We start from the raw sequence: 21,162 nt of genomic DNA on the forward strand, positions 1-21,162 counted from the left end.
ATCTCGGTTTTCGTTAGGGATATTGGAACGTTATGGCTGATCTTCCGGACACACTCCTCTCAGGTTACAGAACCTTCATGACGGAGCATTTCGCACGGGAAACCGCGCGCTATCGCGAACTGGCGGAAAAAGGACAATCACCGGAAACTCTGGTTATTGCCTGCTGCGATTCCCGCGCTGCTCCCGAAACAATCTTCAACTCTGCGCCGGGCGAAATGTTTGTCCTGCGCAATGTTGCCAATCTCATTCCCCCTTACGAGCCTGACGGCGAGTTTCATGCGGCATCGGCTGCGCTGGAATTTGCGGTGCAAAGCCTCAAGGTCAAGCACATCGTCGTCATGGGCCATGGGCGCTGCGGCGGCATCAAGGCTGCGCTCGATACGGAAAGCGCGCCCCTGTCGCCCGGTGATTTCATCGGCAAGTGGATGAGCCTGATTGCACCTGCGGCTGAAGCCGTCAGCGGCAACAGCCTGATGACGCCGACCGAGCGTCAGACAGCGCTGGAGCGCATTTCCATCCGCTACTCTATCAATAATCTGCGCACCTTCCCCTGCGTCGATATTCTGGAGAAGAAGGGCAAGCTCACCTTGCACGGCGCATGGTTCGATATTTCGACCGGCGAGCTCTGGGTCATGGATCAGCAGAGCGGCGACTTCAAACGCCCCGAAGCCGGTGAGCCTATTCTGTAATTCCTGCCAGACGGCAATAAAAAGCCCCGGTTCGACCGGGGCTTTTTTGTTTCCAGGCAGAGCGGAGCGCTTTGGCAGCGCTCCGTGGTTTCTGTTAATTCCCGTCGATGGCCTTGCCCATGACGGCAATGGCGCGCTGGTAAACCTGCGCGGCGTTCCAGCCCTGGATCGCGCCGTAATTCGGCTCACCCGGCTGATAGCCTGCACCACGGCTCCAACCGTGACCGACCAGGAAGTTGGCAGTCGAGTGGAGAGCATCCGCCTTGTTCTTCAGGTCGAAATGGGCGCTGCCCGAACCGCTGACGCCGTATTTCAGGACGTTTGCCGGCATGAACTGCGTCTGGCCGATTTCACCATGCATGGCGCCAACTGCCTGCGGGCTGAGATCGCCCTGATCGACCAGCTTGAGAGCCGCATAAAGCTGACCGGTGAAATATTCGGTGCGGCGGCAATCATAGGCCAGCGTTGCAACGGCTGAAATCGTGTGCTGCTTGCCAAGATAGTTGCCGAAGCCGGTTTCCATGCCCCAGATCGCGATCAACGGACCGGCAGGAACGCCATAACGCTTTTCGATATTGGCGAAGAGAGCCGCGTTCTGCGCTTTCATGGCCTTGCCGCGCTTGATGATCGTATCCGCGCCGCGCTTCTTCATGAAGTCTTCAAAGGAGAGCTTGAAGCTCTTCTGGTTGCGGTCGGCATTGATGGTGGCCTGCGCATATTTGGTGTTGGCCAGCGCGCTGAGGCCCGCCTTGCCAACGCCGCGCGACGGCGCTTCCTTCAGGGTCTGCTGCAGCCACGCATTGTAGCCGGCAGCATTGTTGCCGCATTGTGCGGCTTCAGCCGCGCCTGCACCCGCAAACATGCCTGCTGCAAGAACTGTCGCCGCCCAAATCCGGCCCTTGGCAGTCAACGCCATTCTTCTCTCCTTGTGAAGTGATCAGCTGTGAACTGTTTAGCGAAATTGATTCGCCTTATGCGGGAATTTGCCATTACCACACTGTATTGTCATCGGCGGATATGCGCTAAATTGGGTGAAAGAACGGCAATTTGACCGAGTTTTGCTTGACATTCGGCTCTTCGACGCCTAATCCACCCCTCAATCTATCCGCGATCTTCAGAACGCGAGCCACCGACCGGGACCCATTATGGTATAAAACGATCCCGGAGGTCCACATCCGACAGCGCGATGCGCCCTCGGGTGCTGTATCGCTTTGGGTGCTTCTTGAACTGGCAGACACGCGGGACGATCTATCCCGGATGAAGCCTCCCGCCTATTCCCGGATATAAGGAAACGCGATGTTTGAATCACTTCAGGAGCGTCTTGGCTCCATTCTGAACGGCCTCACCGGACGCGGCGCTCTCTCCGAAAGCGACGTGACGGCGGCGCTGCGCGAAGTGCGTCGTGCGCTCATCGAAGCCGACGTTTCGCTGGAAGTGGTTCGCTCCTTCACCGACCGCGTTCGTGAGAAGGCCGTCGGCGCTGAAATCCTGAAGAGCATCAAGCCCGGTCAGATGGTCGTCAAGATCGTCCATGACGAGCTTATCGAGATGCTCGGCACCGAAGGCGTTTCCATCGATCTCAACGCACCGGCACCGGTCGTCATCATGATGGTCGGCTTGCAGGGTTCGGGTAAGACGACCACCACCGGCAAGATCGCCAAGCGCCTCACCGAACGCCAGCGCAAGAAGGTGCTGATGGCGTCGCTTGATACGCGCCGTCCCGCCGCGCAGGAGCAGCTTCGCCAGCTGGGCATCCAGACCAGCGTCGACACGCTGCCGATCATCGCCGGTCAGTCGCCGGTTGAAATCGCCAGGCGCGCCGTTCAGGCTGCAAAGCTCGGCGCCCATGACGTCGTCATTCTCGACACCGCAGGCCGCACGCATATCGACGAGCCGCTGATGGTGGAAATGGCGGATATCCGCAAGGCCGCCAATCCGCATGAAATTCTGCTTGTCGCCGACAGCCTGACCGGTCAGGACGCCGTGAATCTGGCGCGCAATTTCGATGAACGCGTCGGCATTACCGGTATCGTTCTGACCCGCATGGACGGCGATGGCCGTGGCGGCGCAGCGCTTTCGATGCGCGCCATCACCGGCAAGCCGATCAAGCTGATCGCCACCGGCGAAAAAATGGATGCGCTTGAGGAATTCTATCCGAAGCGCATCGCCGACCGCATTCTGGGTATGGGCGACATTGTTTCGCTCGTCGAAAAAGCTGCTGAAAACATCGACGCGGAAAAAGCCGCTGCGATGGCCAAGAAAATGCAGTCCGGCAAGTTCGATCTCAACGATCTCGCCGACCAGTTGGGCCAGATGAAGAAGCTCGGCGGCATGGGCGGCATCATGGGCATGATGCCCGGCATGGGCAAGATGAAGGATCAGGTTGCTGCAGCCGGCCTCGACGACAAGGTGTTCGACCGCCAGCTTGCCATTATCGGTTCCATGACCAAGGCTGAGCGCGCCAATCCGGACCTCTTGAAGCACAGCCGCAAGCAGCGCATCGCCAAGGGTTCCGGCACCAACGCCGCCGACATTAACAAGCTTCTCAAGATGCACCGCCAGATGGCCGACATGATGAAAGTCATGGGCAAGGGCAAAGGCGGAATGATGAAGCAGATGATGGGCGGTCTTGCCAGCAAGATGGGCCTTGGCGGTCTGGGTGGCGGCATGGGCGGCCTCGGCGGCATGCCGGATCTGTCGAAGATGGACCCGAAGCAGCTTGAGGCGCTTGCCAAGCAGGCGGAAGCAGCCGGTCTGACGAAAGGCGGCGGTTTGCCTGGGCTTTCGGGCGGCGGTCTTCCCGGTTTGGGCGGACCCAAGCTTCCGGGTCTCGGTGGCGGCCTTCCGGGTCTGCCGAAGAAAAAGTGAGCATTATGAGCGACGAACAGAACACTGCACCCGCCGAACTTCTGTCACTGCGCGCCTCCATCGACAATATCGATGCGGCGCTGATCCATATGCTGGCTGAACGCTTCCGCTGCACAAAGGCAGTGGGCGTGCTGAAGGCCGAACGGGGCCTCGCCCCGGCTGACCCGGCTCGCGAAAAGCGTCAGGTCGAGCGTCTTCGCGCTTTGGCTGTCGATGCCCATCTCGACCCCGATTTCGCCGAAAAATTCCTGAACTTCATCGTGAAGGAAGTCATTCGGCATCATGAGCATGCCGCTGCCAACCACAGCGGAAAATAAATAGCCGATAACGGCTCGATCCATTGCCCAGATGGGCAGAACAACCGATAGCCCGTCAGGGCCGAACAATTTGTCTAAAGGAAAGAAAAAATGTCCCTCAAGATTCGTCTCGCCCGCGCTGGCTCCAAGAAGCGTCCTTACTACCACGTCGTTGTTGCCGACGTCCGCAGCCCGCGTGACGGCCGTTTCATCGAAACCGTTGGCGCATGGAACCCGATGCTGGCCAAGGACGCTGAACGCGTAAAGCTCGACGCCGACCGCATCCAGCATTGGATCGCCCAGGGCGCACAGCCGACCGACCGCGTTCTGCGCTTCCTCGACCAGGCTGGCATTGCCAAGCGTCCGGCCCGCAGCAACCCGACCAAGGGTGAGCCGGGCAAGAAGGCTCAGGAGCGTATCGCTCTGGCCAAGCAGGCTGAAGAAGAAGCTGCTGCGAAGGCTGCAGAAGCTGCTGCTGCTGCCGCTGAAGCCGCAGCCGCTCCGGCTGAAGAAGCTGCTGCAAGCGAATAATCTTTCGCGCAGTTTGCATTTTGAGAAAGCGGCGGAGCAATCCGCCGCTTTTCTTTTATGCGCTGGCCTTCATTTGTCCTTGAAGACTTGCCGTAAGGTCCAGTTCCCATATCTGACCGATCAGATCGACACCGAAGGAATGGTGTGGCGCTTCTTCGACAAGCTTAAATCCGGCGCGCTCGTAAAGACGCCGAGCGGCGGTCAGCACACTGTTCGTCCAGAGCGTGAGATGCTCATCACCGACAGCCCGCGCGCGCTCGATGCAGGCGTTGACGAGTTTCGCCCCCACACCTGCGCCCCGCGCATCCGGCTCGACATAGAGCAGGCGCAGCTTGCCAAGTCCGGGCTGACCGCCCTTGACCAAAAAGACTGAACCGACCACGCGACCGTCGATTTCCGCCACCCAGCCGGCATCGTGGGCAGGGTCGAAATTTTCCGTGAAATCAGCAAGAATGCGGGCGACAAGCGCCTCATACTCATTGTTCCAGCCATATTCGCCGGTATAGAGGATGGCCTGACGATGGATGATCCAGCCGAGATCACCGGCTTTGAGATCACGCAATTGCACCTGCCCGTTTTGCCCCTCGTCGAAAACGCGCATGATTGCCCCGGCAGCCGTCAGCAGATCGCGGCGGCGGTCGGGCTGTAAGCCATCCAGAAGTTCGCCCACTGTATCACAGGTATTGCGTTCCAGAGCGTTGAACGTCTTGCGGCCAGCTTCGGTCAGCAGAATGGGGCGGCTGCGCCCGCCATCCGGGTGCTGTTCCGTCTCGATCAGTCCGCGCTCGGTGAAGCGCTTCAATGTTCTGCTGAGCTGGCCGCGATCAAGCCCCAGCGCCCGCATGATGTCCGCCGCCGTCGGCGCGGTGCGGTTTGCTATCTCGTAGAGAATGCGCGCTTCGGTCAGGGTGAACGGGCTTTTGTCGAGATGCGCGTTCAACAGGCCGAGACGACGCGTATAGGCTCGATTGAAGGCGCGCAATGCGCCGATGTCAGCCTGATTGGTCGGTTCCGTCATTGCTGCATACGCCGTGGTTCGGCGCCTCCCCTATGTTGACTCTATCAATATTGAAGATGTTGATAGAGTCAACATAGAATTGCGCCATTGCAAGCGCGAAGCCGGTTCTGGCCCACCCGCCCTCTGCGCCCGGACAGGGGTGGAACAGTGTTGCAAACGGGCTGGACGCTGCGCAAAATTACGCTATCTTGTTGATTTGACGGCTCGCATTTTCGTGAATGCGAATATTCGGGCCACGACATCCGTACTCGGGCGCTTGGCAAAGCGTCTTTTTTCAGGAGAAACCCATGTCGGCTGCGACGGTTGCCTCTTCTTTCTCTTTCCGCCGTATTCTCATCGCCCTTGGTCTCACCCTTCTGGTTCCGCTGCTTTCGGCATGCGGTTTCAACACGATTCCGACCAATGAGGAAAAGGCCAAGGCCGCCTGGAGCGAGGTGCAGAACCAGTACCAGCGCCGCGCCGATCTCGTGCCCAATCTGGTCGAGACCGTGAAGGGCTATGCCGCCCACGAAAAGGAAACGCTGCAAGCGGTGATCGATGCGCGCGCCAAGGCGACGCAGGTGCAGATCACGCCGGAAACGCTCAACAATCCTGAACTTTTCAAGCAGTTTCAGGACAATCAGGCCAACCTCACCAGCGCCCTGTCGCGCCTGATGGTGGTGGTCGAGCGCTATCCGGACCTCAAGGCCAACCAGAATTTCCTTGCGCTGCAATCGCAGCTTGAAGGCACGGAAAACCGCATCGCCGTGGCGCGCCGCGACTATATAGAGGCGGTTCGCGTCTACAACACCACGCTGCGGACCATGCCGACCATGATCTGGACGTGGATCTGGTATCGCGACGCGCAACCGATGCAGACCTTCAGCGCCGACGCCGGCAGCCAGGCAGCACCGCAAGTCAAGTTTAACTGACGGTCGCTTCCGTGGCGACGGGCGCAGCATTCCGGCATCGGCATCGCGGCCTTCACTGGCCGCGATACCTGTTTGCATGCCTGCTTCTGCTGTTTTCCGCTGTCCTGACCCTGCAACCAACCTCGGCTGCATGGGCGCAGGATACGGCACAGAAGGCCACACCGGCGCTGACCGGCCGTGTGGTGGACAATGCAGGCATCATCGATCCGGCTGAACGGCAGCAACTGACCCAGAAACTGGCGGATTTCGAGGCTAAATCCTCCGATCAGGTGGTGGTGGTGACGGTGCCGAGCCTCAATGGCGAGGACATCGAATCCTATTCAAACCGCCTTTTCCGCAGCTGGGCTCTCGGCCAGAGGCAGGAAAATAACGGCATACTGCTCGTTGTCGCCCCGAACGACCGCAAAGTCCGCATCGAGGTCGGCTACGGGCTTGAAGGCACCATGACCGACGCGCTGTCGAGCGTCATCATCAACGGCGCCATCATTCCAGCCTTCCGCACCGGCGACTATAGTGGCGGCATCGTGCAGGGCGTGGACGGCATTCTCTCCGTTCTCTCCGGCGACGCCGCCGAACTGGAAGCGCGCGCCAAGCGTAATGCGCAAACCAGTAGTGACGATGTGGACTGGGTTGCGGTCATCTTCATCACCTTTTGGTGTCTGATTTTCTTCGGCGGGTTCGGCTTCGCAGTGCTTGCCCCGATCTTCGGACGCAAGCTCGGCCCCGGACGCTATGAATGGCTGGGTATGACGCTGAACACCAATTCAAGCGGCAGCTCCGGCGGTCGCGGCGGCGGCTGGGGTGGTGGCGGTGGTTGGTCATCCGGCGGCGGCGGTGGCGGCTTTGGCGGGGGCGGCGGCTCATCGGGGGGCGGCGGCGCCTCTGGAAGCTGGTAGGGAGAGGTAGCGATGAAGCACCATACGCTGATCGGCGCCGAAGACCATGCTCGCATCGCTGACGCCATCCGGGACGCGGAAGCAGGCACCAGTGGCGAAATCTATGCGGTGCTGGCGCGCAGCAGCGACGACTATTTCTTTGCAGCTGGCTTTGTCGCAACCTGCGGCATCCTGCTTGCTTCGGTGATCGCAGCCTGCCTCGCCCATTGGTATTGGTTTGATATCAGCCTGCCGATGTTCGGCCTGTCCATTCTCGCCGCTTTCATTTCGGCCATGCTGGTTCTCTGGCTGCTACCATCGATCCGCATGTTGCTGGTGCCTCGCCGCATCCGCTACAAGCGCGCCCATCTCAATGCGCTGCAACAGTTTCTGGCGCGCAATGTCCACATCACCGAAAACCGCACCGGCATTCTGCTGTTTGTTTCCATGGCCGAGCATTATGCCGAAGTGATTGCCGATGCAGGCATCCATGCCCGTGTTGAGCAAGACGAATGGAACGCCATTGTCGCGACGCTGATCCATCACGCATCGCGGTCACAAATGGCGGAGGGCTTCGTCACGGCGATTGATCAGGCTGGCACGTTGCTGGAAAAGCACTTCCCCGCAGGCGCCGATAATATGAACGAATTGGACGATCATCTGATCGAGCTCTGACAGCGCCAGCATCTCAGAATCATCTACGACTTTGGTCTGAATTGTGGCAATTCCGCCGTCGGCTGACGCCAATTTTTAGCGCGCCGGGAATTTCCCCGGTATTTTTAGAAAAATCGCCCAAAGTTTTCGATATTTTATTCCAAATTAAATGGATTAGATGCCATTTTTCTGACTTTTCAGGATTTTTTTCGATAGTCGCAGCAATTTGTCATCGAAAGAAATGTCTGATCTGCTAGTTTGGCGCGCATTGCCATCATGACAGGAGTATCCGACGTGACTGCAAAGCAGGATCGGTCGAGCAAAGTTAAGAATTCCAAGGCAAGCAAAGAGGACAAAAAGGGGGGGAAGCCCAAGGCGCTGGCAGCCTTCTCGCAGCTTCTCTTCGAGTGGGCACCGCCAGAAGATCTGGCAGCTTACGACGCCGAAGCGCTCGACAGTTCAGCCCGTCATGGCTATGCGGCTCTTGAATCCTACCGCAAGGGCAAAAGCATCATCAGCGTCGATAACGGTATCGAACGCCATGGTCGCCCGGTGAGCGTAATCACCATCGTCAACGACAATATGCCGTTCCTGCTCGATTCCATTCTGGGCGAGCTGAACAATCACGTCGGCCAGATTTTCATGGTCGTGCACCCGGTTCTCGATGTTACCCGGGAAAAGGATGGGCTGGTTATTCTCGGCGAAGCATCGCAGCTCGCACCTGCCAAGGGCGTTGAGCGCGTCAGCCTTGTACAGATTCATCTGCCAGCGCTCGGCAAGCAGGCCAAGGCCGACCTGACGGACGGGCTCAAGCGCGTTCTCGGACAGGTGCGTTTTGCCGTCGGCGACTGGAAGCCGATGCTGAAGCGTCTCGATGACGCCATCGCAGATTACCAGCGCGCTTACGAGCTGAACGGCAATGCCGCCATGCCGGAAGCCATCGCCTTCCTCGAATGGCTGCGCGACGATCATTTCATCTTCCTCGGCATGCGTGAGCTTGCTTTTGAAGGTTCGGGCAAGAAGCGCAGCCTCGTCGCCGTCAAGGAGCCGCTGGGCGTCCTTGGCGACAATGAAGTGCGCGTGCTGCGCAAGGATGACGACGATACCGTCACGCCGCGCGAGGTTACCGAATTCCTCGACAGCAACGAGCCGCTGATCGTCACCAAAGCGAATACGCTGTCACTGGTGCATCGCCGCTCCTATCTCGACTATATCGGCGTGAAGATTTTCGGACCGAAGGGCGAAGCCATTGGCGAACTGCGCCTCGTCGGCCTGTTCACCTCGGTCGCCTATATAAGCTCGGTGTCCAGCATTCCGTTCATTCGCTCGAAGGCCGATGCGGTGATCAAGCACCTGGGCTTCAACCGGGAAGACCATTCTGGCAAGGCGCTGATCAACGTGCTGGAAGAATATCCGCGCGACGAGCTTTTCCAGATCGACACGGAAAGCCTGACGGCCAATGCCGAACTCATCCTCGCGCTGGGCGAGCGTCCGCGTGTGCGCGCCATTCCGCGCCTCGACCGTTTTGGCCGTTTCGCGACCGTGCTGGTCTATATACCGCGCGACCGTTACGACTCGGTCGTACGTGAAAAGATCGGTCGCTATCTCGTCGACGTCTATGGCGGCGACAGCTTTGAATTCCATCCGGTCTTCCTTCAAAACGGCCTGACGCGCGTTCAGTTCGTCATTCGCCGTCACGAACGCTCCACGCCGCATGTGGATCGCGAAGCGCTGGAGGCGGAAGTGCGTTCCATCGTCCGCACCTGGGAAGATGCGGTGCGTGAAAGCGTGGAAAACGCCGATGCTGGTGTCGTGGCGCTGGCCGCGAGCTTCCCGCCATCCTATCGCGAAATCTTCACCGCACCGGAAGCGCTGGTCGATGCGGAGCGCATTGCGGGTCTCAGCCCGGAAGCACCGCTTTTCGTGGATTTCTACCGTTATCGCACCGATGGACCGGATGCGGTTTCGCTAAAACTTTATCATCACGGCGCGCCGGTGGTGCTGTCGCAGCGCGTTCCGCTTCTGGAAAATATGGGCTTCCGCGTCGTCAGCGAACAGACCATTGATCTGCCCCATGCCGGTCAAGATGGTGCGCCGGTCTATGTGCACGACATGCAGCTTGTGAACGCCTATGGCGCACCGGTTGATCTTTCCGATGACGGCGAAATGCTGGAAGACGTGTTCCGCACTGTCTGGGACGGCTTTGCCGACAATGACGGCTATAACGCGCTGGTGCAGACGGCCCGCCTCACCGCACGCCAGATCATGATTCTGCGCTCCTATGGCCGTTATCTGCAGCAGGCGGGTATCGCCTATTCGCAGGGCTTCATCGCCGCCGCCCTCAACCGGTATCCGGAAATCGCCAGCGATCTCTATTCGCTGTTCGATTTGCGCTTCAACCCAACGGCCAAGCGCCGTGACGCAGCGGAAAAGAAGCTGATCGACGCCATCGAAACCGCCCTTCTCGGTGTGCCGAGCATCGACGACGACCAGATCCTGCGCCGGTTCCGCAACCTGATCGAAGCGACGCTGCGCACCAACGCCTATACGCTGGATGCCGAAGGCAAGCCGCGTGTCACCTTCGCCTTCAAGCTCAATCCGCGGCTGGTCGATGGACTGCCCGATCCGCGCCCGTATCGCGAAATTTTCGTCTACGGCCCGGAAGTCGAAGGCGTGCATTTGCGTTTCGGAGCGGTCGCCCGTGGCGGTCTGCGCTGGTCGGACCGCGCGCAGGATTACCGCACCGAAGTGCTGGGGCTCGTCAAGGCGCAGCAGGTCAAGAATGCGGTGATCGTGCCGGTCGGCGCCAAGGGCGGCTTCTATCCGAAGCGCCTGCCGGTGGGCGGCGACCGCAATGCCGTCTTCGAAGCGGGACGCGACGCCTATAAGGTGTTCATCTCGACGCTTCTGTCGGTCACCGACAATATCCATGACAGCGCTGTGGTGCCGCCGCAAAATGTCGTGCGCCACGACAATGACGATCCTTATTTCGTCGTCGCCGCCGACAAGGGCACGGCCACCTTCTCCGATACGGCCAATGCCATCAGTCAGGCGCATGATTTCTGGCTGGACGATGCTTTCGCGTCGGGCGGCTCTGCCGGTTACGACCACAAAGGCATGGGCATCACCGCCCGTGGCGGCTGGGAAGCCGTGAAGCGGCATTTCCGTGAATTCGACATGGATATACAGACCGAGCCGTTCACGGTTGTCGGCGTGGGCGACATGTCGGGCGATGTGTTCGGCAATGGCATGCTGCTTTCCGAGCAGATCAGGCTCATTGCCGCCTTCGACCATCGCGATATCTTCATCGATCCGAACCCGGTTCCGGCGGACGGCTTTGCCGAGCGCAAGCGCCTGTTCGAACTGCCGCGCTCAAGCTGGCAGGACTATGATCGCTCGAAGCTTTCGTCGGGCGGCGGTGTCTATAGCCGCAGCCAAAAGACCATCACCCTGTCTGCCGAGGCAGCGGCTGCCATCGGCCTTGCCAAGACCACGGCGACGCCGCAGGAAATCATGACGACCATCCTGAAAGCGCAGGTTGATCTCTTATGGTTCGGCGGCATCGGCACCTATATCCGCGCGTCCAGCGAAACGGATGCGCAGGTGGGCGACCGCGCCAATGACGCCATTCGCATCACCGGTTCGGATGTTCGCGCCCGTGTGATCGGCGAAGGCGCCAATCTCGGCATGACCCAGCGCGGGCGCATCGAATATGCGCTTGCAGGCGGTCGCAGCAACACCGACGCCATCGACAATTCGGCTGGCGTCAACTGCTCGGACGTCGAGGTCAATATCAAGATCGCATTGGCCGCTGCTATGCGTTCGGGCAAGCTCAAGCGCCCTGCCCGCAACAAGCTTCTGGTCAGCATGACCGACGATGTTTCGGAGCTCGTGCTGCGCAACAACTATCTGCAGCCGCTGGCGCTTTCGCTGAGCGAACGTCAGGGACTTGCCGAACTCCCCTACCAGGCCCGCTTCATGGCGGAACTGGAACACCGCAAACTGCTGGATCGCAAGGTCGAGTATCTGCCGTCCGACACCGTACTGGCTGATCGCCAGAAGGCAGGCCATCCACTGACCCGCCCGGAACTGGCGGTCCTACTGGCCTATGCCAAGCTGTCGCTCAGTGACGATCTGGTGGCAAGTGCGCTTCCAGACGAGCCTTACTTCCAGTCACTGCTGTTCGGCTATTTCCCGAAACGTATGGCCAAGACTTACGCAGAGGAAATCTCGGGCCACCGCCTGAAGCGGGAAATCGTTGCAACCTTGCTGGCAAATGATGTCATCAATCGCGGCGGTATCACCTTCATCAGCCGTCTGGCCGACACGACCGGCAAGTCGCCTTCGGATATTGTTCGCGCCTATATCGCGGTGCGTGACGGTTTCGAGATCGACGCAGTCTATGACGCCATCGATGCGCTCGACAATCGCGTGCCGGGCGATGTGCAGAACCAGTTCTACCATCTCGTCGGCGAAATGTTGCAGGCGACGACGGCATGGGTGCTGCGCAATGATACGACCCGCGCAAACCTCACCGAACTGGTCGGCACCATCGTCAAGGCGCGTGCCGAACTGGAACCGCGTTTCGAAGGCCTGATGCCTGAATTCCTGCGCAACACGGTGCGTGCCGACAAGGCTGCCTTCGTGGAAAAGGGCGCACCGGAAAAGCTGGCCCAGCGTCTCGCCAATCTCCAGCTTGCGGGCATCATGCCGGATATCGCGCTGATCGCGCATCTGGCGAACGCCGATCTGGTGGCAACCGCCAAGGCCTATTTTGGCGTGTTGGAAGCCTTCCGCATCGGACGCATCGAAGATGCGGCACGGTCCATCCCCGTCACCGACTATTATGACGGACTGGCCCTGTCGCGTGCGAGCGAGACCATCACGCAGGCGGCACGCGGGATCACCATCGCGGCGTTGAAGCGCTTCGCCAAGGAGAAAGACCCGGCAGCGGCGTGGCTCGATGCGGACGGCGTCCGGATCGAGCAGGTCAGAAATCGCATGGTCGCGCTCACCGAAGGCGGCGACCTCACCGTCTCGCGGCTGGCTGTCGCCGCTGGCCTGATGTCCGATCTGGCGCAGTAATCCGCGCCCGGCAATAAAAATGAAAGGGCGGCTTAAGGCCGCCCTTTTCATTTGTGAGGTTGTCGCTCGCCCTATAAGCTCCGGCCACATTCGCAAGGGAGTGGCATTTGAGCGATCTGACAGTCAGCGAACGCAGCTATGCGTCACGGCGCGGCATATGGGGCTGGATGTTGTTCGACTGGGCGGCGCAACCGTTTTTTACCGTCGTCACGACCTTTGTTTTCGGCCCCTATTTTATCTCCCGCATGGCGGCAAGCCCGGAAGCCGGGCAAGTTGCATGGGGCTATGGCATCGCGGCGGCGGGCTTTATCATCGCCATTCTGTCGCCTGTGCTCGGCGCTGTTTCCGACCGCACCGGCGCGCGCAAACCGTGGATCGGCTTCTTCGCCGTTCTGAAGATCGTCAGCCTGTCGCTCCTCTGGTTCGCGGCGCCGGGAGCAAGCCTGTTCTGGGTGCTGCTGGCCTTTGCGATCGCCTCGGTGGCAGCTGAATTTTCCATCGTCTTCAATGATTCCATGATGCCGCGTCTTGTGCCACGTGCAGATATCGGACGCATTTCCAATATCGCATGGGGGCTTGGTTATCTAGGCGGCATGATCGTGCTGGTCTTCGTGGTGCTGTTTCTGGCCGGGTCACCGCAAACCGGCAAAACGATCATCGGCGTTGATCCTCTTTTTGGCCTTGATCCGACCACCGGTGAAGACGCCCGCATCACCGGCCCGCTTGCAGCGCTCTGGTATCTGATCTTTGTGCTGCCGATGTTCCTGTTCACCCCGGATTCGGCGCGCGGCGAACCTCTGCGCAAGGCGCTACGCCATGGCCTTTCTGAGCTGAAAGCCACGCTGCGCGAGGTGCGCCAGCGCTCCGGCATATTGCGCTTTCTCATTGCCCGCATGGTCTATCAGGACGGCGTCAACGCTTTGCTGGCGCTGGGCGGCGGCTATGCTGCCGCCATGTTTCACTGGTCGATTACCGAGATCGGCCTGTTCGGCATGATCCTTAATGTGATGGCGATCTTCAGCTGCCTTGTCGCCAGCCGCGTCGATTCACGTTTCGGCTCAAAAGCCGTGGTCATCGCATCGCTGATCCTGTTGCTGCTCGCCACGCTCGGCATTGTATCGACAGGGCGCGATTATACGTTCTTCGGGCTGCTACCCTTTGCGGAAAGCACCGCGCAGGGGCTTTTTTCGACGCCTGCCGAACATGCCTATCTCATCTATGGCCTGATGATCGGCGCGGCCTTCGGCCCTGTGCAGGCCTCGTCGCGCTCATGGTTTGCCCGCAGCATCGAGCCGGAAGAGTCGGGACGCTATTTCGGCATCTACGCGCTGGCGGGCCGCGCCACCAGTTTCCTCGCGCCATTTCTTGTCGCCACCGTCACCGCCATCAGCGGGTCGGCAGCCATTGGAATGGCGGTGCTGGTGATCTTCTTCGCCGCTGGTCTCTGTCTGACGAAAGCGACGCCCTATCCTGCCGACAAGGCGGCCTTATAGAGCGCCGAATTGGCCTTAATCCACCCAGTTCAGGGAGCGCTGAACCGCCTTTTCCCATGAGGCGAACAGGCGTTCACGCTCCTTCTTCGGCATCTTCGGGTGCCAGCGATGGCCGACCTGCCAGTTTTCGACAACATCTTCCATGGATTTCCAGTAGCCGACGGCAAGCCCAGCCGAGTAAGCCGCCCCCAGCGCCGTGGTTTCCACGATCTTGGGGCGGACCACCGGGACATCCAGAATGTCGGCCTGAAACTGCATGACGAATTCGTTGACAGTCATGCCGCCATCGGCGCGCAGTTCACCGATCTCCACGCCGGAATCCTTTACCATGGCTTCCAGCACCTCGCGCACCTGATAGCAGCTTGCCTCCAGTGCAGCGCGGGCAATATGACCCTTATTGGCAAAGCGCGTCAGCCCGGCAATGACGCCGCGCGCAGACGATTCCCAATGCGGCGCATAAAGACCGGAAAATGCCGGGACGAAATAGACATCGCCATTATCATCGACAGTACGGGCGAGCGTTTCGATATCGCTGCTGTTGCGGATGATACCGAGATTGTCGCGCAGCCATTGCACCAGCGCGCCGGTAATGGCGATGGAGCCTTCCAGCGCATAAGACGGCGGGGCATCGCCGATCTTATAGGCAACGGTGGTCAGCAGGCCGTAATCGGACGAAACGAGCTTGTCACCCGTATTCATCAGCATGAAGCAGCCCGTGCCATAAGTGTTCTTGGCCGCGCCCGGCTCAAGACAGGCCTGACCGAACAAAGCTGCCTGCTGGTCACCCAGAATTCCCGCAAACTGGACGCCGCGCAGGGACCGAACCGAAATCTCGCCATAAACCTCGCTCGATGAGCGGATTTCCGGCAGACAAGCGCGCGGAATATGGAAGAGGTCCAGAATTTCCGCATCCCATTGCAGGCTTGCAATATCCATCAACTGCGTGCGCGAGGCATTGGTGACATCGGTAATGTGAATGCCGCCATCCGGTCCGCCGGTAAGGTTCCAGGCCAGCCATGTATCGATGGTGCCAAATAGCGCCTCACCTGCTTCGGCCTTTTGGCGCGCGCCCGGAACATTGTCGAGAATCCAGCGCAGCTTCAGTCCGGCGAAATAGGTGGTGATCGGCAGCCCCGTCCGGGCGCGAAGACGATCCGCACCGCCATTCTTCGTATATTGCGCCACCAGATCGGCGGTGCGCGTATCCATCCAGACAAGCGCATTATAAAGCGGCTGGCCGGTCGCCTTGTCCCAGAGCAGCGTCGTCTCGCGCTGGTTGGTAATGCCGATCGCGGCGATATCCGCTGCCGTCAGTTTGGCCTTCTTCAACGCTTCCGCGACGACGTGCTGCGTGTTGCGCCAGATTTCAAGCGGGCTATGCTCCACCCAGCCGGCCTTGGGGTAAATCTGCTCATGCTCGCGCTGATCCATCGCGATGACATCGCCCAGTTGATCGAAAATGATGCAGCGCGTGCTGGTGGTTCCCTGATCGATGGAGCCGATAAATTGCTTGGTACTCACAGTATCCTCCCGTTCGAATATGTTTGTGTAAAATGCTTTTAGTTTACATCAGGTATGAAAAAGCTTGCTATGCCTCCGCGTCCTCCCCCTGATGCAAAGCAGCTCCCGTATTTACGTGAGCGCTCATAAACGAATTTAAAACGAAATAATTCGAAACTCAATGAAAACAAAAAGCCCCGAAAATTTTCGTTTCGGGGCTCGTTTTCAGATTTCTAAGTCGATGAATTAATGACGGAAATGGCGCATTCCGGTCATGACCATGGCAATGCCATGCTCGTCGGCAGCAGCGATCACTTCTTCGTCACGCATGGAGCCGCCCGGCTGAATAACCGCCGTAGCGCCTGCCTGAACGGCAGAAAGCAGGCCGTCCGCAAACGGGAAGAATGCGTCAGAGGCAACCACGCAACCCTTGGTCAGCGGCTCTGCCAGACCGGCGGCTTCGGCTGCATCTTCCGCCTTGCGGGCAGCGATACGCGCCGAGTCGACGCGGCTCATCTGGCCAGCTCCGATACCAACCGTTGCGCCGTCCTTCACATAGACGATGGCGTTCGACTTGACGTGCTTGGCAATGCGGAAGGCGAACTTCATATCGTTCAGCTCGGCTTCGCTCGGGCTACGCTTGGTCACGACTTTGAGGTCGAGATCATCGACGACGCCATTGTCGCGCGACTGAACCAGCAAGCCACCGGCAACCGTTTTCGCAGCGATACCTTTGGCGCGCGGGTCAGGAAGACCGCCCGTCACCAGAAGACGCAGGTTCTTCTTGGCGGCGACGATGGCCTGCGCGCCCGGCGTTGCATCGGGAGCGATGATGACTTCCGTGAAAATCTTGACGATTTCCTCGGCGGCTTCTTCATCCAGCGTCTTGTTGAGCGCAACAATGCCGCCGAACGCCGAAACCGGATCGCACGCCAGCGCCTTCAGATAGGCTTGCTTGATCGATGCGCCTTCCGCCACACCGCACGGATTGGCGTGCTTGATGATGGCGACGGCAGCCGTGCGCGCCGGATCGAACTCGGCGACGAGCTCGAAAGCCGCATCGGTGTCGTTGATGTTGTTGTAGGAAAGCTGCTTGCCCTGAAGCTGGGTTGCGGTCGCAACGCCCGGGCGCTTTTCGCCGGAGAGATAGAAGCCTGCAGTCTGGTGCGGGTTTTCACCATAGCGCATGACCGAATGCAGCTTGCCCGCAACCGAGCGCCAGATTGGCGTTTCTTCTTCGATGGCTTCGGCGAACCAGTTGGAAATCGCCGCGTCATAAGCTGCGGTGCGCGAGAAAGCCTTGGCGGCCAGCTTCTTGCGGAAAGCGAGCGGCAGCGAACCGGCATGCTTTTCAAGCTCGGTGACCACTTCGGCATAATCGGCCGGATCGACAACGGTGGCGACATAGGCGTGGTTCTTGGCCGAAGCGCGGATCATGGCCGGGCCGCCGATGTCGATGTTTTCGACGGTCGTGTCGTAATCGCCGCCCTGGAAGCGCACTTCCTCGAACGGATAGAGATTGATCACGGCAAGATCGATACCACCGATCTTGTGCTCTTCCATTGCGGCAACGTGTTCCGGGTCGTTGCGCACGGCGAGCAGGCCGCCATGGACTGCCGGATGCAGCGTCTTCACGCGCCCGTCCATGATTTCAGGAAAGCCGGTGATTTCGGAAACGTCGCGCACCGGAATGCCTTCCGCCGCAATGGACTTGGCAGTGCCGCCGGTCGAGAGGATTTCGACGCCATGCGCATGGAGCGCCTTGGCGAATTCAATCAGGCCGGTTTTGTCGGAAACGGAAAGGAGGGCGCGGCGCACCCGATGAAGATCGGGAGCGGGAATATGCTTGGAGCTGACAGCCATAGGAAACGGTCTCTTCGTTGCTGAAGCGTTTTGCATTCAGGAAAGGGGACAGCGTCGCCGTAGCACAGTCGGACGAGGAATCCTACCGCAAAACACTGGAAAACAAAAACCCCACCGCTTGGGTGGGGTTTTACGGGGGACAAGGTGCCCACAGCCACCTGCCAAATCCTTCGACAAGCTCAGGATGAGGCAGGAGTAGCGCCTAATTACTTCATCGTCGGGATGACGAATTCTGCCCCGTCCTTCACGCCAGACGGCCAGCGCGAGGTGACGGTCTTGGTCTTGGTGTAGAAGCGGAATGCATCCGGACCGTGCTGGTTGAGATCGCCGAAACCGGAAGCCTTCCAGCCACCAAAGGTGTAGTAAGCGATCGGAACCGGGATCGGCACATTGATACCGACCATTCCGACCTGCACGCGGCTTGCGAAATCGCGGGCCGCATCGCCGTCGCGGGTGAAGATGGCGACGCCGTTGCCATATTCATGATCGTTCGGCAATGCGAGCGCTTCCTCGTAATTCTTGGCGCGGACAACGGAGAGAACCGGGCCGAAAATCTCTTCCTTGTAGATGCGCATGTCGCGCGTCACATTGTCGAACAGGCAGCCGCCCATGTAGAAGCCATTTTCATAGCCCTGCATCTTGAAGTTACGGCCATCGACAACCAGCTTCGCGCCTTCTTCGACACCGAGATCGACATAGCCGCGAATGCGGTCAAGGGCAGCCTGCGTGACGACCGGGCCGTAATCGGCAGAATTGTCGGTGGACGGGCCGATCTTAAGCGATTCAACCCGCGGGATGAGCTTTTCCATCAGGCGGTTGGCGGTATCTTCACCGACTGGCACAGCAACCGAAATTGCCATGCAGCGTTCGCCTGCCGAGCCGTAACCAGCGCCGATAAGCGCATCGACGGTCTGGTCCATATCGGCATCGGGCATGATGAGCATGTGGTTCTTGGCGCCGCCGAAGCACTGAACGCGCTTGCCGTTCGAGCAGCCGCGACCGTAGATGTACTGGGCAATCGGCGTGGAGCCGACGAAGCCGATGGCCTGCACATCCGGATCGTCGAGCAGCGCATCGACGGCATCCTTGTCGCCATTGACGACGTTAAAGATGCCGGCAGGCAGACCCGCTTCCATGAACAGTTCAGCCAGACGCATCGGGACGCCCGGATCGCGTTCGGATGGCTTCAGAACAAAGGCATTGCCGCAGGCAATCGCTGGACCAGCCTTCCAGAGCGGGATCATGGCCGGGAAGTTGAACGGGGTGATACCGGCAACAACGCCGAGCGGCTGACGCATGGAATAGGTGTCGATGCCCGTACCGGCATTGTCGGTGAACTCGCCCTTCAGCATATGCGCAGAGCCGAGGCAGACTTCCACAACTTCAAGACCGCGCTGAATGTCGCCCTTGGCATCGGCAATCGTCTTGCCATGCTCGCGCGCCAGAAGTTCGGCCAGGCTGTCATATTCAGCTTCGACGAGTTCGAGGAACTTGCGCAGGATGCGGACGCGGCGCTGCGGGTTCGTCGCGGCCCATGCAGGCTGGGCAGCCTTGGCGTTTTCAACGGCAGCGCGCACTTCATCCTTGGTCGCAAGCGCCACCTTGGCCTGAACCGTGCCGTCGAGCGGCTGGAAAACGTCGGCGGTGCGACCGCTATTACCGGCAACATGCTTGCCGCCGATAAAATGTCCGATATTGCGCATCGAGAAACCTCCCTGATTACCGTTTATGAGGACTCGCATCGTCCCCATCGTTATCCCTATCCTGACTCTGCAAATTCGTGATTGCAAGACGCTGAAAAGCGTATCCGTTGTGCATTTTTTATAGTACTCCTACATCATGAACTGGGATGACATTCGAATATTCCTCGCGGTGGCGCGTTCGGGCCAGATTTTGGGCGCAGCCAAGCGGCTTGGTCTGAACCACACCACCGTGGCGCGACGGCTGACGGCGCTCGAAACCGCGCTCTCCACCACACTTTTGACGCGGCGCACCAATGGCTCGACGCTAACACAAGCAGGCGAGGAGTTTTTGCTCGCCGCCGAGCGCATGGAAGCGGAAATGCTCTCCGCCCGCGCGCAGGTCGGCAATGCCGATGTCGCGGTTTCGGGCACGGTGCGCATCGGCGCGCCGGATGGTTTCGGCGTGACCTTTCTGGCGCCACGCCTTGCCCGCCTGACACAGCAATATCCAGACCTCACCATCCAGCTGGTGCCGGTGCCGCGGTCCTTCTCGCTGTCCCGGCGCGAGGCCGATATCGCCATCACCGTAGAACGCCCGGATCAGGGGCGGCTTATCGCGCGCAGGCTGGTCGATTATACGCTCGGCCTCTATGCCCATCGCAGCTATCTGGAAGCCAATGGCACGCCGGAAACTGCCGAGGACCTTAGCCACCATCGCATGATCAGCTATGTGGAAGATCTGGTCATCAACCCGTCGCTCGCCTATGCGCCGGAAATCAGTCGCGACTGGAAACCGGCTTTTGAAGTGTCGAGCGCGCTGGGCCAGGTGGAAGCGGTGCGCGCAGGTGCGGGCATCGGCATATTGCATGCCTTCATCGCGCGCGCCGATCCCGATCTGGTGCCGGTTCTGCCGGACCGGGTCATCCGCCGCGCCTATTGGCTGGCCTATCATGAATCCGCCCGAACGCTGCGCCGTGTGACGGCGGTATCGGCCTTGATCTCGGAACTGGTCGAAAGCGAAAAATCGCTATTCACTTGAGTTTGACATAAGCAACCATCACACCGACAATCATCACGACCGGCACGAACAAGGCGTCGAGGCCGATATAGTAATGGCCCAACCCGCCTCCCACCGCGCCCAGCATCAGCGCCAGCCACACGGCGGCGTGCTGCGCCCAGCGCCATTTCGGCACTTCGCCGCGAAATGCACCGGCGAGGTCTGCGGCAGCATTGAATAGCGTTCCCGTGACATAAGTAACGCCAAGACGCGCCGCGCCGATCGGCTGCACGGCGGCATTCTGCGCGCCCATGGCGGCGGCAAGCAGCAGCACCGGCTGGACGAGCATGGCCCCATCGCGCCGCAGGATACTGACCAGCACGAGCATCACTACCACGCTTGCCATGACATAAAGGCTGCCCCAGCGACCATAGGCTCGCACGGCAAGCGTGCCCAGAAACGCGCCGCTGAAGAACAGGACGATCAGCACGGCGGGAAACCAGACCAACACCGTCCCCTGCACGCCGGGTTGACCGGCAAGCGCGACACCGAGCTGCGTGGTGTTGCCGCTCATGAAGGAAGCGAAGAACCCGCCCAGTTGCAGGAAGGCTATTGCATCAACGAAACCAGCCGATGCGGTGAGAACCAGACCGAGCGACAGTTTGGAATTCGGTGTCATGTCACGTGACTTCGGGAATGG

Annotated in this window: 16 protein-coding genes; 10 read left to right on the forward strand and 6 right to left on the reverse strand. The window is 59.7% G+C overall.

Annotation, left to right across the window (positions count from 1 at the left end):
- The first annotated feature begins 32 nt into the window (after window positions 1-32).
- On the forward strand, window positions 33-689 hold the full coding sequence (locus ABWW11_RS20780; RefSeq protein ID WP_109369835.1) for a carbonic anhydrase: 657 nt from the start codon (window positions 33-35) through the stop codon (window positions 687-689).
- A gap of 94 nt (window positions 690-783) precedes the next feature.
- Here ABWW11_RS20780 and ABWW11_RS20785 read toward each other — a convergent pair whose 3' ends face one another.
- Entirely contained in the window at window positions 784-1,605 is an 822-nt protein-coding gene (locus ABWW11_RS20785) for a lytic murein transglycosylase (protein ID WP_109369836.1), read from the reverse strand.
- A gap of 380 nt (window positions 1,606-1,985) precedes the next feature.
- Here ABWW11_RS20785 and ffh point away from each other — a divergent pair, with 380 nt between their 5' ends.
- The 3 genes from ffh (at window position 1,986) to rpsP (ending at window position 4,384) form a co-directional block, all read left to right on the forward strand.
- Entirely contained in the window at window positions 1,986-3,557 is a 1,572-nt protein-coding gene (gene ffh, locus ABWW11_RS20790) for a signal recognition particle protein (protein WP_078339572.1), read from the forward strand.
- A gap of 5 nt (window positions 3,558-3,562) precedes the next feature.
- Complete coding sequence (locus ABWW11_RS20795; RefSeq protein WP_078339573.1) at window positions 3,563-3,874, forward strand: chorismate mutase; 312 nt, start codon at window positions 3,563-3,565, stop codon at window positions 3,872-3,874.
- A 90-nt stretch (window positions 3,875-3,964) separates the two neighbouring features.
- The gene (gene rpsP, locus ABWW11_RS20800) at window positions 3,965-4,384 is read left to right on the forward strand and encodes a 30S ribosomal protein S16 (protein ID WP_109369837.1); all 420 of its coding nucleotides are present in this window, start codon (window positions 3,965-3,967) and stop codon (window positions 4,382-4,384) included.
- A gap of 55 nt (window positions 4,385-4,439) precedes the next feature.
- Here rpsP and ABWW11_RS20805 read toward each other — a convergent pair whose 3' ends face one another.
- Window positions 4,440-5,402: a bifunctional helix-turn-helix transcriptional regulator/GNAT family N-acetyltransferase gene (locus tag ABWW11_RS20805; protein ID WP_109369838.1), complete on the reverse strand. Its 963-nt coding sequence runs from the start codon at window positions 5,400-5,402 to the stop codon at window positions 4,440-4,442.
- Between the two features lie 287 nt (window positions 5,403-5,689).
- On the opposite strand from ABWW11_RS20805, the gene ABWW11_RS20810 reads away from it, so the two are divergent.
- From ABWW11_RS20810 to ABWW11_RS20830, 5 genes are all read left to right on the forward strand, one after another.
- Window positions 5,690-6,313, forward strand: a complete 624-nt coding sequence (locus ABWW11_RS20810; RefSeq protein ID WP_109369839.1) for a LemA family protein — start codon at window positions 5,690-5,692, stop codon at window positions 6,311-6,313.
- 80 nt (window positions 6,314-6,393) lie between these two features.
- A complete protein-coding gene (locus ABWW11_RS20815; protein ID WP_109370323.1) occupies window positions 6,394-7,209 on the forward strand; it encodes a TPM domain-containing protein in 816 nt (271 codons plus the stop codon).
- A 12-nt stretch (window positions 7,210-7,221) separates the two neighbouring features.
- On the forward strand, window positions 7,222-7,863 hold the full coding sequence (locus ABWW11_RS20820) for a TPM domain-containing protein (RefSeq protein WP_109369840.1): 642 nt from the start codon (window positions 7,222-7,224) through the stop codon (window positions 7,861-7,863).
- A gap of 273 nt (window positions 7,864-8,136) precedes the next feature.
- Window positions 8,137-12,927 carry an NAD-glutamate dehydrogenase gene (locus tag ABWW11_RS20825; protein WP_319080574.1) on the forward strand — a complete coding sequence of 1,597 codons (4,791 nt, stop codon included), beginning with the start codon at window positions 8,137-8,139 and terminating at the stop codon, window positions 12,925-12,927.
- Between the two features lie 167 nt (window positions 12,928-13,094).
- A complete protein-coding gene (locus ABWW11_RS20830; protein WP_371831121.1) occupies window positions 13,095-14,420 on the forward strand; it encodes an MFS transporter in 1,326 nt (441 codons plus the stop codon).
- Window positions 14,421-14,435: 15 nt separating this feature from the next.
- Here the strand turns inward: ABWW11_RS20830 and glpK are convergent, their stop codons facing one another.
- The 3 genes from glpK to ABWW11_RS20845 form a co-directional block, all read right to left on the reverse strand.
- The gene (gene glpK / locus ABWW11_RS20835; RefSeq protein ID WP_319080575.1) at window positions 14,436-15,941 is read right to left on the reverse strand and encodes a glycerol kinase GlpK; all 1,506 of its coding nucleotides are present in this window, start codon (window positions 15,939-15,941) and stop codon (window positions 14,436-14,438) included.
- A 225-nt stretch (window positions 15,942-16,166) separates the two neighbouring features.
- The gene (gene purH, locus ABWW11_RS20840; RefSeq protein ID WP_121538673.1) at window positions 16,167-17,783 is read right to left on the reverse strand and encodes a bifunctional phosphoribosylaminoimidazolecarboxamide formyltransferase/IMP cyclohydrolase; all 1,617 of its coding nucleotides are present in this window, start codon (window positions 17,781-17,783) and stop codon (window positions 16,167-16,169) included.
- A 206-nt stretch (window positions 17,784-17,989) separates the two neighbouring features.
- The gene (locus ABWW11_RS20845) at window positions 17,990-19,486 is read right to left on the reverse strand and encodes a CoA-acylating methylmalonate-semialdehyde dehydrogenase (RefSeq protein ID WP_109369844.1); all 1,497 of its coding nucleotides are present in this window, start codon (window positions 19,484-19,486) and stop codon (window positions 17,990-17,992) included.
- Between the two features lie 136 nt (window positions 19,487-19,622).
- Between ABWW11_RS20845 and ABWW11_RS20850 the strand changes: the two genes are divergently transcribed.
- Complete coding sequence (locus ABWW11_RS20850) at window positions 19,623-20,504, forward strand: LysR family transcriptional regulator (RefSeq protein ID WP_109369845.1); 882 nt, start codon at window positions 19,623-19,625, stop codon at window positions 20,502-20,504.
- Here the strand turns inward: ABWW11_RS20850 and ABWW11_RS20855 are convergent.
- The gene (locus ABWW11_RS20855) at window positions 20,497-21,141 is read right to left on the reverse strand and encodes a YoaK family protein (RefSeq protein ID WP_109369846.1); all 645 of its coding nucleotides are present in this window, start codon (window positions 21,139-21,141) and stop codon (window positions 20,497-20,499) included. The two genes, ABWW11_RS20850 and ABWW11_RS20855, sit on opposite strands and share 8 nt — an antisense overlap.
- Between the last annotated feature and the right edge of the window lie 21 nt (window positions 21,142-21,162).

It is taken from the genome of Brucella sp. NBRC 113783, from assembly GCF_040372265.1.
Taxonomy (GTDB): Bacteria; Pseudomonadota; Alphaproteobacteria; order Rhizobiales; family Rhizobiaceae; genus Brucella; species Brucella teleogrylli.

Coding starts and splice junctions, on each gene's coding strand:
- ABWW11_RS20780 (WP_109369835.1), top strand. CDS start 33: ATGGCTGATCTTCCGGACACACTCCTCTCAGGTTACAGAACCTTCATG.
- ABWW11_RS20785 (WP_109369836.1), bottom strand. CDS start 1,605: ATGGCGTTGACTGCCAAGGGCCGGATTTGGGCGGCGACAGTTCTTGCA.
- ffh (WP_078339572.1), top strand. CDS start 1,986: ATGTTTGAATCACTTCAGGAGCGTCTTGGCTCCATTCTGAACGGCCTC.
- ABWW11_RS20795 (WP_078339573.1), top strand. CDS start 3,563: ATGAGCGACGAACAGAACACTGCACCCGCCGAACTTCTGTCACTGCGC.
- rpsP (WP_109369837.1), top strand. CDS start 3,965: ATGTCCCTCAAGATTCGTCTCGCCCGCGCTGGCTCCAAGAAGCGTCCT.
- ABWW11_RS20805 (WP_109369838.1), bottom strand. CDS start 5,402: ATGACGGAACCGACCAATCAGGCTGACATCGGCGCATTGCGCGCCTTC.
- ABWW11_RS20810 (WP_109369839.1), top strand. CDS start 5,690: ATGTCGGCTGCGACGGTTGCCTCTTCTTTCTCTTTCCGCCGTATTCTC.
- ABWW11_RS20820 (WP_109369840.1), top strand. CDS start 7,222: ATGAAGCACCATACGCTGATCGGCGCCGAAGACCATGCTCGCATCGCT.
- ABWW11_RS20830 (WP_371831121.1), top strand. CDS start 13,095: ATGTTGTTCGACTGGGCGGCGCAACCGTTTTTTACCGTCGTCACGACC.
- purH (WP_121538673.1), bottom strand. CDS start 17,783: ATGGCTGTCAGCTCCAAGCATATTCCCGCTCCCGATCTTCATCGGGTG.
- ABWW11_RS20845 (WP_109369844.1), bottom strand. CDS start 19,486: ATGCGCAATATCGGACATTTTATCGGCGGCAAGCATGTTGCCGGTAAT.
- ABWW11_RS20850 (WP_109369845.1), top strand. CDS start 19,623: ATGAACTGGGATGACATTCGAATATTCCTCGCGGTGGCGCGTTCGGGC.
- ABWW11_RS20855 (WP_109369846.1), bottom strand. CDS start 21,141: ATGACACCGAATTCCAAACTGTCGCTCGGTCTGGTTCTCACCGCATCG.